10 protein-coding genes and 1 riboswitch are annotated in these 15,050 nt (G+C 40.3%); of the genes, 7 read left to right on the top strand and 3 right to left on the bottom strand.

Features of this window, described 5'->3' with window-relative positions; genetic code table 11:
• Positions 1 to 96: 96 nt before the first annotated feature.
• Both pepG1 and IGJ63_RS12740 read right to left on the bottom strand, forming a co-directional pair.
• Positions 97 to 240 (bottom strand): type I toxin-antitoxin system toxin PepG1, encoded by a 144-nt coding sequence (gene pepG1, locus IGJ63_RS12745; RefSeq protein ID WP_277813408.1) that lies wholly within the window; start codon positions 238 to 240, stop codon positions 97 to 99.
• Positions 241 to 802: 562 nt separating this feature from the next.
• Positions 803 to 2,419 (bottom strand): phosphatase PAP2/LCP family protein, encoded by a 1,617-nt coding sequence (locus tag IGJ63_RS12740; protein WP_010820356.1) that lies wholly within the window; start codon positions 2,417 to 2,419, stop codon positions 803 to 805.
• A 91-nt stretch (positions 2,420 to 2,510) separates the two neighbouring features.
• Positions 2,511 to 2,677: riboswitch (M-box (ykoK) riboswitch) on the bottom strand.
• 203 nt (positions 2,678 to 2,880) lie between these two features.
• On the opposite strand from IGJ63_RS12740, the gene IGJ63_RS12735 reads away from it, so the two are divergent.
• Together IGJ63_RS12735 and IGJ63_RS12730 are read left to right on the top strand one after the other, a co-directional pair.
• Positions 2,881 to 4,176: an AAA family ATPase gene (locus IGJ63_RS12735; protein WP_086318120.1), complete on the top strand. Its 1,296-nt coding sequence runs from the start codon at positions 2,881 to 2,883 to the stop codon at positions 4,174 to 4,176.
• Positions 4,177 to 4,184: 8 nt separating this feature from the next.
• The gene (locus tag IGJ63_RS12730; protein WP_002358972.1) at positions 4,185 to 4,817 is read left to right on the top strand and encodes an RloB family protein; all 633 of its coding nucleotides are present in this window, start codon (positions 4,185 to 4,187) and stop codon (positions 4,815 to 4,817) included.
• A 66-nt stretch (positions 4,818 to 4,883) separates the two neighbouring features.
• Here the strand turns inward: IGJ63_RS12730 and IGJ63_RS12725 are convergent, their stop codons facing one another.
• Positions 4,884 to 5,876, bottom strand: coding sequence for a biotin--[acetyl-CoA-carboxylase] ligase (locus IGJ63_RS12725; RefSeq protein WP_002358973.1), 993 nt, complete (start codon positions 5,874 to 5,876; stop codon positions 4,884 to 4,886).
• A gap of 138 nt (positions 5,877 to 6,014) precedes the next feature.
• Here IGJ63_RS12725 and IGJ63_RS12720 point away from each other — a divergent pair, with 138 nt between their 5' ends.
• From IGJ63_RS12720 to rpoC, 5 genes are all read left to right on the top strand, one after another.
• Entirely contained in the window at positions 6,015 to 6,230 is a 216-nt protein-coding gene (locus IGJ63_RS12720) for a zinc ribbon domain-containing protein (RefSeq protein ID WP_002354768.1), read from the top strand.
• Between the two features lie 405 nt (positions 6,231 to 6,635).
• Complete coding sequence (mazE, locus tag IGJ63_RS12715) at positions 6,636 to 6,866, top strand: type II toxin-antitoxin system PemI/MazE family antitoxin (protein ID WP_002367500.1); 231 nt, start codon at positions 6,636 to 6,638, stop codon at positions 6,864 to 6,866.
• A complete protein-coding gene (locus IGJ63_RS12710) occupies positions 6,866 to 7,207 on the top strand; it encodes a type II toxin-antitoxin system PemK/MazF family toxin (RefSeq protein WP_002360937.1) in 342 nt (113 codons plus the stop codon). Before mazE ends, IGJ63_RS12710 begins: the two co-directional genes overlap by 1 nt.
• A 370-nt stretch (positions 7,208 to 7,577) precedes the next feature.
• Positions 7,578 to 11,192 (top strand): DNA-directed RNA polymerase subunit beta, encoded by a 3,615-nt coding sequence (gene rpoB / locus IGJ63_RS12705; protein ID WP_002389470.1) that lies wholly within the window; start codon positions 7,578 to 7,580, stop codon positions 11,190 to 11,192.
• A 166-nt stretch (positions 11,193 to 11,358) separates the two neighbouring features.
• A complete protein-coding gene (rpoC, locus tag IGJ63_RS12700; RefSeq protein WP_002354777.1) occupies positions 11,359 to 15,012 on the top strand; it encodes a DNA-directed RNA polymerase subunit beta' in 3,654 nt (1,217 codons plus the stop codon).
• Positions 15,013 to 15,050: the final 38 nt, after the last annotated feature.

Below are 15,050 nucleotides of genomic sequence, written 5' to 3'. Positions count from 1 at the left end.
AGATATGCTTCCAACATATCTCTCTGATGTAGAGCCGTTTAAGACGGTGACCAATTTTATTATTTAAAAATAACCGTGCTTGGTCAAAGTAGACGGTTATTTTTTCTTGTCATTTTTAAGCAATTTCACAATCAGCGCAATCAAAGCAATGGTAAACATACCAAACCCAAGAATTGTCTGAATTGTTTCATATGCTGACAAAAGGCCTCTCCTTTCTGTGAATTTCGGAAATACGTGCATACGCATCACCTCTCTTTCAGATTGGATAGCCACCGCCATAACTTCTCTACACATACATTATACCATGTGGGGCTAAAAAATAATTAGTTTTCAATATATTTTTTTAGGTAAGTGTGCTATAATAGCAATGAAAAGAGAGGTATGCGCCAACATACCTCTCTAGTGTAGAGCGGTTTAAGACGGTGACCTTTTGGATTATTTAAAAATAACCGTACTTGGTCAAAGTAGACGGTTATTTTTTCTTGTCTTCTTTAACAGCTTTTAGGATTCCGAAGATTAACGTTGCGATTCTTGTTGCAAAGCGCATGTTCCTGTGCGCTTGCCGCCGCCATAACTTCTCTACGCTTAGAGTATACTATGTAAAACAAAAAATAATTAGTTTCCAATATATTTTTTAGGCAATTGTACTATAATGGTAATGAAAAGAGAGCTATGCGCTAACATACCTCTCTGATGTAGAGCCGTTACTAACGGTGACAAAAATTAATATTTTTGAAATGACCGTCTAACTAGGCAAAGTTAAGCAGCGCCCCTTTCATTAAGGGGCGCTGCTTTTTAGTCGTTATTGCGATTGTTCAGTGTCTTTTGTAGAGAGGTTCATTTGTTCTTTGATGGCATTTTCGACACGTTGGCGTTCACTCTCTTCCACAAGTTGATAAGAAATACCTTCAATCCCTGTCACGCCATCGCCAGTGTAATCGTAGCCTTTTAATTGATCGGTTTCAATCGTTTTTAGTGCGGGGGTGTATTTTTTTAGCATTGCCATCATTTGGTCAAAGGATAAGTCGGTTTCGCCATGTTCGCCGATTACGTCCAGAATTTCTTGATATTTTAGCAAGCTGTTAAAAGAAAGTAGCTTGTTGGTTAATTCGATTAAAACTTCTCGTTGGCGGCGTTGACGACCATAGTCGCCTTCGGGGTCTTCGTAACGCATGCGCGCGTATTGTAAAGCTTCCCAGCCACCTAAATGCTGTTTGCCTTTCGGATAATGAATCCCTTCAGCGTCAAAAGCAAAGGCATTGTCAACAGTGACGCCGCCCACCGCATCGCCAAGGTCCTTCATAGCATCCATATCAATTGAAAAGTAATGATTGATTGGGATGTGCAAGACATTTTCAACCGTTTTAATTTGCATATCGGCACCACCGAAAACGTGGGCCGCATTGATTTTATTGTATTCGCCATTGGTGCCAGCCATTTCCACATAGTAGTCACGCGGGATGCTAGTGATGGTAGTTTTTTGTAATTGATTATTCACTGTAACCACCATTAAGGCGTTGGAGCGGTAATCGGTTTTGCGTTTTGAGTCATTCGCAATCCCCATAATTAAGAAACTAACCGGTTCCCCTTTGGCTAAATCGGGACTCTTCGTGGAAGATTTTCTTGGTTTATACATGGTGTTCGCCGTTTTTTGCAAATTGCGATACATGCTGACGCCGTAAGCCGAAACAGAAAGTGTGCCTAAAAATAAAAGGGTTAAACTGAAGACCACGAATAAACTTTTTCTTTTACGAGAATGGCGGCGCCGGCGTTGTGTCGGTACTTCTGCTTCCTCTGGTTCAGGTGTCGGCAAATAACGTTGAACAATTTGAAATGAAAAGTTGATCCAGCTATAACTTAGGAGCATACCAGCGATGACATCACTAGGATAATGAACGCGTAAGATTAAGCGACCTAACACAATCAAAACTAAATAAGTGAGTAAGAAAATTTTGATGCCTTTGGTTTTTTCGACATGAAGATAGGCCAAAACGATCAAAATCGTACAGACTAGCGCCATTGCTAATAATGAATGTCCGCTGGGAAAGCTAGCAGAGCTCCGGTCAGCTAAAGCGCCTAGGTTTGGTCGAGCCCGACCCACCACATGTTTAAAAACGCTCCCTAAAAAGCCGACAGCTAATAGGTTACTGACAGCCCAAAAGGCTAGGATTTTTTCTTTTTTGCGTAAAAGGTATACCATCAATAATAAGAAGAATAGCAGCATTGGTCCAATCGTGGCTGTTTTTGCTAACAGATTGACTGCTGTTAAAAGTGGGGCATTTAATTGCCATTTGATGTGATAGATAGCTTCGTCCATTTGTTGAAACCAATTTGGACTAGCCGCCACTAACAAAGTGAGGAAAGTAAAACCAAGCGTTGTTAGGGCATAAAGTGGAAATTTTTTATTCGATGTTTGCATGAGAATCCCTTTCTTTTTCCCTTGAAAGAGTAGACTAAGCCAGCATCGATCGTAAATAAGCGCTTGTGACTAAACAGGACACAGCAAGCCAATCGGTTCTCATCGTCTGAGCTTTAGCACTATCCAACGTAAAGATTTCTCTTAGCTATTTTTAGAAGAGCCTTAATTCGACCATTCCTGTTTTACACATTGGTGTCTTTCGACATTTCTGCGCAATAGCCTATGTTTGGATAGGAGCCTCACCTAACAAGGTTATTTTATCTAACGCTAGAAGTATAGAATTTATGCAGCGGTTCTCACAATGAAGTTTAAGAAAATTTATTGTTTTTTAAATAAATTTAAAGGTGTGGGGGAAAAGCGTTATTTCGGGAAATTTATTTTAAAAACGGAAAAACGTTTTACAGCATCAGTCTTTAACGATATAATAAAAGAATAGATGAAAAAACGAGGAGGTGAACAGCATGCTAGTTAATTTTACAGTCAAAAATCTTCTATCTTTTAAAGAGGAACAAACACTTTCCCTACAAACAGGTGCGTATTTACGAAAGTATGTCAATAATCGTTTCGAAGTGAAACCTAAAAATTACCCAGAAAAACTAAGGTTACTGAAGAGTGCCATTGTTTTTGGGGGAAATGGTTCAGGAAAATCAAATTTAGTGAGTGGGTTAAATGCATTAAAAACATTAGTTTTAAGAGAACAAGCTTCGATTAATGATGCTTTATTATATGAACCTTTTGCGTTAGACCCTCTCACTAAACAGAGCCCATCTGTTATGACCATTGAATTTATTAATGACAGTGTCTTGTATCGCTATTCGTTAGCTAACACAGCGCGCGAAGTAGTTAAGGAATCTTTAGAGATTTATGACAAAACGCAGGATGATTTTGTTTATTATTTTAAGAGAGACGGTGCGGAATCTTCCGTTTTTCCAGAAAAATATCAAGAATACCAAACACAAATTAAGTCTAATTCGTTAGTTATCCATACGTTGGAATCAAAAAATGATCAGCACGCTACGAATGTCGTTCGTTGGTTTGCCAATCAGTTAGTTATTTTTGATGGGTCTTTATGGAATATTGAACGGCTGAGCAATGAAAAAGACAAAGAGAAAGTCTTGAACTTTTTGAAACTTGCGGATATGAACATGGTTGATCTGGTTCCTGTGAAAGACAAAGAGGAAGATTACTCGAAACAAGAAAAATTAGCCGCTGTTTTAGAACGAATTATCCAAGAAAAAGACCCGACCATTGAAATCGGTCGAGTCAAGAAAAGTCTGTATTCGCTGTACTCTGTTTATAACCAATATGACGAAATGAATCAAGTGGTCGGACAAGAACGTATTCATTATGATTTGGAATCTTCTGGGACGAAAAAATTAATTGGCTTAGCGCTAAATATTTTATTTAATCCAGAAGAAAAAGTTTTTGTTTTTGATGAATTTGATGATGCATTTCATCAAGAGTTGTCAGGAACATTGTTAGAAGCGTTCAATGCCATAGAGACGAATACACAATTTATCTTGACCTCCCATGAACTTCATTTGATGGATAATCAATTGAGAAAGGATCAAATTTACTTCACAGATAAGAATTATCGTGGCGCCAGCGAATTATACGCTTTGTATGACTTTGAAGCAGACCCAAAAAAAGGTCGCGGAGATATCACATATTATCGCCGTTATTTAAATGGTCTGTTCGGTGGTGTTCCTCATATTGATCGAAGTGAAATCGTTCAGGCAGTGAAGGTAAAGGAGTAGAAGTTGGTATGCCAAAAATAAAAAGGGTAAAAAAAGGAAAGAAATTAAAACCAAATGTCATGATTTTTTGCGAAGGAGAAACAGAAGAAGCTTACCTTAGATTGATTAAACGAAAATATTCTGCAGTCAATATTAAAAGTAAACTCAAAGTAAAAACATGTAGACGTCAAGGAGAGGCGTTGGTCGAATACGCCGTTTCCTGTATTCGGAGTATGGGAAAAGCGGAGCGAGACAATTATGATTTGTTTTATGTTATGTATGACAAGGACGAACAAACCACAGAATCGATTGAAAACGCGGTAAGATGTGCGCAACGACATCGTCCTGAAATCAAGACAATTTTTTCAAATGAATGCTTTGAACTCTGGTTATTACTTCACTTTGAGGAAGTCAATCGATACATGACTAGAGAAAATTTATATGGGAGATTAGAGAAAGTTCTGCATTTAAAAGACAGTTATCGAAATTTTAAAGGCGCAGAAGTATGTAAGTATCTTGAAGAAAAAGTAGCTATTGCTTTTCAGAATACGAATAAAAACTGGTTGTCTCCTTTAGAAGAAATGAAAATCAATGAAAATCCCTATACGAATTTCCCAAAAGAATTGTGCGAAATGTTAGCACAAAAAGAAGTTGATTTTTAAAGAGCAAGAAAGCATCTGTTTAAATTTAGACAGATGCTTTCTTGCTCTTTTTCTAAACTTCCCCACTTATCCTCGACGCCATTCACCAATCTGGTCCAAACTAATTTCCCCAGAAGACAACGTTTTGGCCGTGCCATCAGGCAACTGGACAATCAATTCTCCATTTCCATTAATGGTTGTCGCAACGCCGCGGAAGTCTTGCCCGTTTTGGGTAAAAGCGACGTCTTTGCCAATCACAAAGGAGCGTTGTCGGTATTCTTCTAAAAAGTCTTTCGTTGAACGTTCGTCTAAAATTTGATAAAAATGATTCCAAATGTTGGCGACTAATTCATTTCGCGTCGCTGTCGGTTCACCATCTGGGAAAAGAGAAGTCACTTTCTGCCGAATGTCCTCAGGAAATTCGGTTTCTGTAATTGAAAAATTAATCCCCATGCCGATGATAACATTAGAAATCTGCCCTGTTTCCACATTGCTCATGGCTTCCGACAAAATCCCGCAAACTTTTTTGCCGTTTAAATAAAGATCATTGACCCATTTAATTTCTGTGTGAACGCCTGCCAGAGCATCCATTGCTCGAGCGACCGCTACGGCCATAATCACAGTATATTGGGCGATTTCTTCAAAATTTTGGTTCGGTTGAAGCACCATGCTCATGTAAATCCCTTTACCTGGCGTAGCGAAAAACGGTCGGCCGAACCTGCCCCGCGGCATTTCTTGCATGTCAGCAACAATCAATGTATTGTCGGGCGTCTGGTCTAAAATCGCCCGCTTAGCATCGGTCATGGTAGATTCAGATGTTTCTAGGACGGTAATTGTTAAAGGCGGTGTTTGTGGCCATAATGCCAACTGAATGCCTTCTGCAGAAAGGACATCTGATTTCTCAAGGCGATACCCCTTATTTTGCACGCTAGTAATTTGATAGCCATCTTTTTTCAATTCATTAATTGCTTTCCAAATAGCTGTGCGAGATAAGGACAGACGTTGTGCCATCTCTTCGCCCGAAAGGAATGCGGGCGTTTGTTTCATCAATAAAGTTAGGACTTGGCTTTTTGTCGACATATTTTTTCCTCCGATTCGTTATGCTTATTGTAGCGGAAAGGAAAAGGCTTGGTCAACTAGTGAAAAAATCCATCTTAGGATGGAGGAAAATGAAGCAGGCGTTTGCTATACTTGTTTTATTGAGAAGGAGTGAGGGGAATGGAAAAGCAACAATATGTTTGTGAGAAATGTGGCAACATGCACTATGTGTCGGACCAATTTCAAGCAACAGGTGGGAACTTTGCGAAAATTTTTGATGTTCAAAATAAAAAATTTATTACAATTAGCTGTACCCAATGCGGCTACACCGAACTTTACCGCAGCCAAACAAGCGGCGGCATGAATGTCCTAGACTTTTTATTAGGTGGCGGTTAGTCAAAAACGAATGCATCTTTGCATTCGTTTTTTTGTGTGAATAGAAGATAGGGGAAAAGGAGGTCGGGCCAGAAGCGTTTAACTCCGAGAACCAAGTAGGTACGATGATTTCATCTGTTCATGCTTCACAGTGAAACATCGCAACTCTTAGAGCTGTAGCTCTTTTGAAGGCTGTACTGTGACGAGACGCATGTCGAGAAAACACCTTAGAAGTTGTTGAGATCGGAGCAACGCGTAGTGTTGCTTCTGTTCCCGCCGTTTATCAGTTTTTGAGCGTGGAGCAAAAATCCAAAGTGATTTTTGTCCCACACGCATTATATAGTAAACTCAGTCACATTAAGTGTGATTTAAAATTCTTTCTATCATTGCAAAGGCATAGTATAATGAAGCGAAGGGAGTGATTTCATGCTAACAACTAAATCAAGAAGACAAGGAAACTCGGTCGTTTTAACTTTACCCACTGATAATGGTAAAAAACCAAAAGTCGACCAAGAATATATTGTGATGTATTCTGACGACGGTACAATTACATTAGTCCCTAAAATTCAGGATCCATTTAGTGAAGGTCCAGAAGGTGAGTATTATGAAAAAGATGAGTGGCATGATCTTGCACCTGAGGGGAGAGAACTTTTTTAATGAACGTTGAAAAGAAGTACATTCCCAAAAAAGGAGATATTGTATGGATTGATTTTGATCCTGCTGCAGGTAAAGAAATTCAGAAGAGACGCCCTGGTTTAGTCGTGTCAAGATATGAATTTAATCGGAAAACCATGTTTGCTGTGATTTGCCCGATTACTTCCACCATTAAAAATATTCCCACTCGATATACGTTGCCCGATGACATAGAAACCCATGGACAAGTAGTGATCTCACAACTGAAATCTTTGGACTTCACTGAAAGAAAATTAAGTCAAATTGAGCATTTGCCATTAAAAGATATGGCGAAAATTGACCAAATAATTGAATATATTTTCTAGTTGTTGAAAAAATGCGTAATTATTTATTACGCATTTTTTCATTAAAACCCTTTACAAAAAAACTCCTTTTTATGAAAAAGAAAACCTTAAAGAAACCCTTGACTTTTCTAGACAAAGGTAGTAGAATCTATAGAGCAAAAACTATCTGAAAGTGACGAAGCAGGAGCGAAATATTGTCCGTTCCGGTTTTTTATAGGAAAACAAAAGTAGAAACGCCAGAAAATTTTTCGGAAGCATGTTCTATTTTTGGTTTTTTTTTGCTTAAAAACTGCAAAAAATGCTTTTTGTTATATATATTTAATATATGTAATGTAAATGTAATTTTTCGGATCGGTGTTTTGATAGACTTATAACTAGAGGGGTGAAGAGCTTGGCTGGACACGTAGTAAAATACGGAAAGCATCGCGAACGTAGAAGTTTCGCACGTATCAGTGAAGTATTGGAATTACCAAATTTAATTGAAATCCAAACAGACTCTTATCAATGGTTTTTAGATGAGGGACTTCGTGAAATGTTTGAAGACATTTTACCAATTGATGATTTCCAAGGAAACTTATCCTTAGAATTTGTTGACTATGAATTAAAAGAACCAAAGTACACAGTAGAAGAAGCCCGCGCACATGATGCCAACTATTCTGCGCCATTACATGTAACATTACGTTTAACCAACCGTGAAACAGGTGAAATTAAATCCCAAGAAGTCTTCTTCGGCGATTTCCCATTAATGACAGAAATGGGTACCTTCATCATCAACGGGGCAGAACGTGTTATCGTTTCCCAATTAGTTCGTTCTCCAGGTGTTTATTTCCATGGAAAAGTGGACAAAAACGGCAAAGAAGGTTTTGGCTCAACAGTCATTCCTAACCGTGGTGCATGGTTAGAAATGGAAACAGATGCGAAAGACATTTCTTATGTTCGGATTGACCGCACACGTAAAATTCCTTTAACTGTGTTAGTTCGTGCTTTAGGTTTCGGTTCAGATGATACCATCTTCGAAATTTTCGGCGACAGCGAAAGCTTACGCAACACAATCGAAAAAGATTTACACAAAAACGCAAGTGATTCTCGTACAGAAGAAGGCTTGAAAGACATTTATGAACGTCTTCGCCCAGGCGAACCAAAAACAGCAGATAGCTCACGTAGCTTGTTAACTGCACGTTTCTTTGATCCAAAACGTTATGATTTGGCAAACGTTGGTCGCTACAAAGTTAACAAAAAATTAGACTTAAAAACACGTCTATTAAACTTAACCTTAGCTGAAACGCTAGTTGATCCAGAAACTGGTGAAATCATTGTCGAAAAAGGCACGGTTTTAACACACCAAATCATGGAAACATTAGGCGAATACATTGACAACGGCTTAAACAGCGTAACTTACTATCCAAGTGAAGATGCGGTAGTAACTGAACCAATGACAATCCAAGTGATTCAAGTTCTTTCACCAAAAGATCCTGAACGTATCGTAAATGTGATTGGTAACGGCTATCCAGACGACAGCGTAAAAACAGTTCGTCCAGCAGATATCGTTGCTTCAATGAGCTACTTCTTCAACTTAATGGAAGATATCGGTAATGTCGATGACATCGACCACTTAGGTAATCGTCGTATCCGTTCAGTAGGCGAATTATTACAAAACCAATTCCGTATTGGTTTAGCCCGTATGGAACGTGTGGTTCGTGAAAGAATGTCTATTCAAGACACAGAAACATTGACACCACAACAATTAATTAACATCCGTCCAGTGGTAGCAAGTATCAAAGAATTCTTTGGTTCTTCACAGTTATCACAGTTCATGGACCAAACAAACCCATTAGGTGAGTTAACCCATAAACGTCGTCTATCAGCCTTAGGGCCTGGTGGTTTGACTCGTGACCGTGCCGGTTATGAAGTTCGTGACGTTCACTACTCTCACTATGGTCGTATGTGTCCAATTGAAACGCCTGAGGGACCAAATATCGGGTTGATCAATAGCTTATCTAGTTATGCGAAAGTGAATAAATTTGGTTTCATCGAAACGCCTTATCGCCGTGTTGATCGTGCGACAGGCCGTGTTACTGATCAAGTAGATTACTTAACAGCAGACATCGAAGACCATTATATCGTAGCGCAAGCGAACTCACTTTTAAATGAAGATGGCACATTTGCCAATGATGTTGTTATGGCGCGTCTACAAAGTGAAAACTTAGAAGTTGCCGTAGACAAAGTTGACTACATGGACGTTTCACCAAAACAAGTAGTCGCAGTCGCAACAGCATGTATTCCTTTCTTAGAAAACGATGACTCCAACCGTGCCTTGATGGGTGCCAACATGCAGCGTCAAGCGGTGCCGTTAATTCAACCACGCTCTCCGTGGGTAGGTACAGGTATGGAATATAAATCAGCCCATGACTCAGGTGCTGCTTTACTATGTAAACATGACGGTGTCGTAGAATTCGTCGATGCAAAAGAAATTCGCGTTCGTCGCGACAATGGCGCATTAGACAAATATATGGTTACAAAATTCCGTCGTTCTAACTCAGGAACAAGCTACAACCAACGCCCAATTGTTCACTTAGGTGAAAAAGTTGAAAAAGGCGATACTTTAGCGGATGGACCTTCTATGGAAGAAGGCGAAATGGCTTTAGGGCAAAACGTCTTAGTTGCCTTCATGACATGGGAAGGTTACAACTACGAGGATGCCATTATCATGAGCCGTCGTTTAGTTAAAGACGATGTCTACACTTCTGTGCATATTGAAGAATATGAATCAGAAGCACGTGATACAAAATTAGGACCTGAAGAAATTACCCGTGAAATTCCAAACGTTGGGGAAGACGCGTTGAAAGACTTAGACGAAATGGGGATTATCCGCATTGGTGCTGAAGTTCAAGATGGCGACTTACTAGTTGGGAAAGTCACACCTAAAGGGGTCACAGAATTATCTGCAGAAGAACGTTTATTACACGCAATCTTCGGGGAAAAAGCCCGCGAAGTTCGTGATACGTCTCTCCGTGTACCTCACGGTGGCGGCGGTATCGTTCATGATGTGAAAATCTTTACTCGTGAAGCTGGCGATGAATTATCACCAGGTGTCAACATGTTAGTTCGTGTCTATATCGTTCAAAAACGTAAAATTCACGAAGGAGATAAAATGGCGGGACGTCACGGAAATAAAGGGGTTGTTTCCCGTATTATGCCGGAAGAAGATATGCCATTCTTACCTGACGGAACACCTGTTGATATCATGTTGAACCCATTAGGGGTACCTTCTCGTATGAATATCGGACAAGTACTTGAATTACACTTAGGTATGGCTGCTCGCCAATTAGGTATTCACGTTGCAACACCTGTTTTCGATGGGGCAACCGATGAAGACGTTTGGGAAACTGTTCGTGAAGCTGGTATGGCTAGCGATGCTAAAACAGTTCTTTACGATGGACGTACAGGTGAACCATTTGATAACCGTATTTCCGTTGGTGTCATGTATATGATTAAATTAGCCCACATGGTTGATGACAAATTGCATGCTCGTTCAATCGGACCTTACTCTCTTGTTACGCAACAACCGTTGGGTGGTAAAGCTCAATTCGGTGGACAACGTTTCGGGGAAATGGAAGTTTGGGCACTGGAAGCTTACGGTGCTGCTTACACATTACAAGAAATCTTAACTTACAAATCTGATGACGTTGTCGGACGTGTGAAAACATACGAAGCCATCGTTAAAGGTGAACCAATTCCAAAACCAGGTGTGCCTGAATCATTCCGAGTATTAGTGAAAGAATTACAATCACTTGGTTTAGACATGCGTGTCTTGGACATTGAGGAAGCTGAGATTGAGTTACGCGATATGGACGATGACGATGATGATTTAATCACCGTTGACGCACTAACCAAATTTGCGGAACAACAATCAGCGAAACAGCTGGAAAAAGAAGCAGAATCAGTCGTGAAAGAAGAAGCACAAGACGTTGTTCAAGAAATTGAAACAGCCGAAGACAGAGACTAATTTGTCGCTACCACTCTGATGAGTTGATTCAACTGCGACTTTGTTGCAACTGCGCAAGCCATTACTTGTTCCAAGTGTCGTCAGACCTTCTTTCAAGTGATGCTTGCCATTTGCTAACAAGTTGCTGACTCAGCTTCTCTAAATAAGGAAATGGAGGGAATTCCTTTTGATCGATGTAAATAAATTCGAAAGTATGCAAATAGGGCTTGCTTCACCAGAAAAGATCAGAAGCTGGTCTTATGGGGAAGTTAAAAAACCCGAAACAATTAACTACCGTACATTAAAACCCGAACGTGAAGGGTTATTCTGTGAACGCATTTTTGGTCCAACCAAAGACTGGGAATGTGCTTGTGGTAAATATAAACGTATCCGTTATAAAGGTATTGTCTGTGACCGTTGTGGCGTTGAAGTCACTCGTTCAAAAGTACGTCGTGAACGTATGGGACATATTGAATTAGCCGCACCAGTTTCACATATCTGGTACTTTAAAGGAATTCCATCTCGGATGGGTCTTGTTTTAGACATGAGCCCTCGTGCATTGGAAGAAGTCATTTATTTTGCTTCATACGTTGTCATCGAACCAGGTGACACAACATTAGAGAAAAAACAATTGTTAACGGAACGCGAATATCGTGAAAAACGTGAACAATATGGCCAAGCCTTCAAAGCTGCTATGGGTGCCGAAGCCGTGAAACAATTATTAGATAACGTCGATTTAGATGGCGAAGTTGCGCAATTAAAAGAAGAATTGAAAACAGCTTCTGGTCAAAAACGGACACGTGCCATCCGTCGTTTAGACATCTTAGAAGCCTTCCGTGCTTCTGGTAACCAACCAAGCTGGATGGTAATGGATGTTATCCCAGTTATTCCACCAGATTTACGTCCGATGGTTCAATTGGAAGGTGGTCGTTTTGCAACAAGTGACTTAAACGACTTATACCGCCGTGTTATCAACCGTAACAACCGTCTAAAACGTTTATTAGACTTAAATGCGCCAAGCATCATTGTTCAAAACGAAAAACGGATGTTACAAGAAGCGGTCGATGCTTTAATCGATAATGGTCGTCGTGGCCGTCCAGTTACTGGACCAGGTAACCGTCCATTGAAATCTCTTTCTCACATGTTGAAAGGGAAACAAGGTCGTTTCCGTCAAAACTTACTAGGTAAACGTGTTGACTATTCTGGTCGTTCCGTAATCGTCGTTGGTCCGTTCTTAAAAATGTACCAATGTGGTTTACCAAAAGAAATGGCGATTGAATTATTCAAGCCATTTGTAATGCGTGAATTAGTACAACGTGAAATTGCGACAAACATTAAAAATGCGAAACGTAAAATCGAACGTGGCGAAGATGAAGTTTGGGATATCTTAGAAGAAGTTATCCAAGAACACCCAGTTTTACTTAACCGGGCACCTACGTTGCATAGATTAGGGATCCAAGCTTTCGAACCTGTTCTTGTTGAAGGTCGTGCGATTCGTCTTCACCCATTAGTATGTGAAGCCTACAATGCCGATTTCGATGGAGACCAAATGGCGGTTCACGTGCCTCTAAATGAAGAAGCACAAGCAGAAGCTCGTATGTTAATGCTTGCTGCCCAAAATATCTTGAACCCGAAAGATGGTAAGCCAGTTGTTACACCATCTCAAGATATGGTTTTAGGTAACTACTACCTAACAATGGAAGAAGAAGGCCGTGAAGGGGAAGGCATGATCTTCCGCGACATGAACGAAGCTGTTTTAGCATGGCAAAATGGCTACGTGCATTTACACTCACGTATTGGGGTTCAAACAACACTTTTAGGTGACAAACCATTTACTGATTGGCAAAAAGAACGAATCTTAATCACCACAGTTGGTAAGATCATCTTTAACGAAATCATGCCTGTTGAGTTCCCTTACTTGAACGAACCAACAGACTATAACTTAACTGTTCAAACACCAGATAAATACTTCGTAGAAGCTGGTACAGACATTCCTGCACACATTAAAGAGCAAGAATTAGTTTTACCATTCAAGAAGAAAAATCTTGGAAATATCATTGCTGAAGTCTTCAAGAGATTCCACATTACGGAAACCTCTAAAATGCTTGACCGCATGAAAGACTTAGGTTACAAACACTCAACTTATGCTGGGATGACGGTAGGGATTGCCGATATCATGGTTCTTCATGAAAAACAAGCAATCATTGACGCTGCCCACAAACAAGTTGAAACAATTACTAAACAATTCCGTCGTGGTTTAATTACTGATGACGAACGTTATGAACGTGTAATCGGCGTTTGGAACGGTGCCAAAGATGAAATCCAACAAAAACTGATCGAAAGTATGGAAGCTCGTAACCCAATCTTCATGATGTCTGACTCTGGAGCCCGTGGTAACATCTCCAACTTTACACAGTTAGCTGGTATGCGTGGTTTGATGGCCGCTCCGAATGGACGAATCATGGAATTACCAATCATCTCAAACTTCCGTGAAGGACTTTCTGTCTTAGAAATGTTTATCTCAACTCACGGGGCTCGTAAAGGGATGACCGATACGGCCTTGAAGACAGCCGATTCAGGTTACTTAACACGTCGTTTAGTTGACGTTGCCCAAGACGTAATCATTCGTGAAGACGACTGTGGCACTGACCGTGGTCTTGAAATCGAAGCCATTCGTGAAGGTAACGAAATTATCGAACCATTAGACGAACGTCTATTAGGTCGTTATACACGTAAATCAGTTGTTCATCCAGAAACTGGTGCAATCATCATTGGTGCGGATCAATTAATCACTGAAGATCTTGCCAGAGAAATCGTGGACGCTGGTATTGAAAAAGTAACCATCCGTTCTGTCTTTACATGTAACACAAAACATGGTGTATGTAAGCACTGTTACGGACGTAACTTGGCAACTGGTTCTGACGTTGAAGTCGGAGAAGCAGTTGGTACAATCGCCGCTCAATCAATCGGGGAACCTGGTACACAGTTAACCATGCGTACGTTCCATACCGGTGGGGTTGCCGGTGACGATATCACTCAAGGTTTACCTCGTATCCAAGAAATCTTTGAAGCACGTAATCCGAAAGGGCAAGCAGTGATTACAGAAGTAACCGGTGAAGTTATCGATATTTCTGAAGATCCTGCCACACGTCAAAAAGAAGTAACCATCAAAGGAAAAACAGATACACGTACCTATACCGTCCCTTACACTGCACGTATGAAAGTTGCTGAAGGCGACATCATCCACCGTGGTGCACCGTTGACAGAAGGTTCAATTGATCCAAAACAATTATTACAAGTTCGTGATGTTTTATCTGTTGAAAACTACCTATTACGTGAAGTACAACGTGTTTACCGTATGCAAGGGGTAGAAATCGGCGACAAACATATCGAAGTAATGGTTCGTCAAATGTTACGTAAAATCCGCGTAATGGATCCAGGTGACACTGAAATCCTTCCAGGAACATTAATGGACATCGCAGAATTTAAAGACCGTAACTACGACACATTAGTTGCTGGTGGCGTCCCTGCTACTAGTCGTCCAGTCTTACTTGGTATTACCAAAGCGTCATTGGAAACAAACAGCTTCTTATCTGCTGCATCCTTCCAAGAAACAACACGCGTGTTAACAGATGCTGCTATCCGTGGCAAAAAAGATCCATTACTTGGATTGAAAGAAAATGTTATCATTGGTAAAATCATCCCAGCTGGTACTGGTATGGCTCGTTACCGTAACATGGAACCAAAAGAAGTTGGCGTAGCTAGCGAAAACGTTTATAGTATTTCAGACATTGAAGCACAAATGGCTGCTGAAGATGCGATGAAAAACATCAATAAATAAACCCTAAAAAGCCGTAAGGAGCATGCTCCTTGCGGCTT

The sequence above is a fragment of the Enterococcus sp. DIV1375a genome, assembly GCF_051712205.1.
In the GTDB taxonomy this organism is placed as follows: Bacteria; Bacillota; Bacilli; order Lactobacillales; family Enterococcaceae; genus Enterococcus; species Enterococcus faecalis.
The sequence above is the reverse complement of the archived record's forward strand: the minus strand, read 5'-3'. Positions and strand labels throughout refer to the sequence as shown.

Excerpts from the sequence above, each read along its gene's own strand:
- IGJ63_RS12735 (WP_086318120.1), top strand. The coding sequence starts at position 2,881 with ATGCTAGTTAATTTTACAGTCAAAAATCTTCTATCTTTTAAAGAGGAA.
- IGJ63_RS12740 (WP_010820356.1), bottom strand. The coding sequence starts at position 2,419 with ATGCAAACATCGAATAAAAAATTTCCACTTTATGCCCTAACAACGCTT.
- mazE (WP_002367500.1), top strand. The coding sequence starts at position 6,636 with ATGCTAACAACTAAATCAAGAAGACAAGGAAACTCGGTCGTTTTAACT.
- IGJ63_RS12720 (WP_002354768.1), top strand. The coding sequence starts at position 6,015 with ATGGAAAAGCAACAATATGTTTGTGAGAAATGTGGCAACATGCACTAT.
- pepG1 (WP_277813408.1), bottom strand. The coding sequence starts at position 240 with ATGCACGTATTTCCGAAATTCACAGAAAGGAGAGGCCTTTTGTCAGCA.
- IGJ63_RS12730 (WP_002358972.1), top strand. The coding sequence starts at position 4,185 with ATGCCAAAAATAAAAAGGGTAAAAAAAGGAAAGAAATTAAAACCAAAT.
- IGJ63_RS12725 (WP_002358973.1), bottom strand. The coding sequence starts at position 5,876 with ATGTCGACAAAAAGCCAAGTCCTAACTTTATTGATGAAACAAACGCCC.
- IGJ63_RS12710 (WP_002360937.1), top strand. The coding sequence starts at position 6,866 with ATGAACGTTGAAAAGAAGTACATTCCCAAAAAAGGAGATATTGTATGG.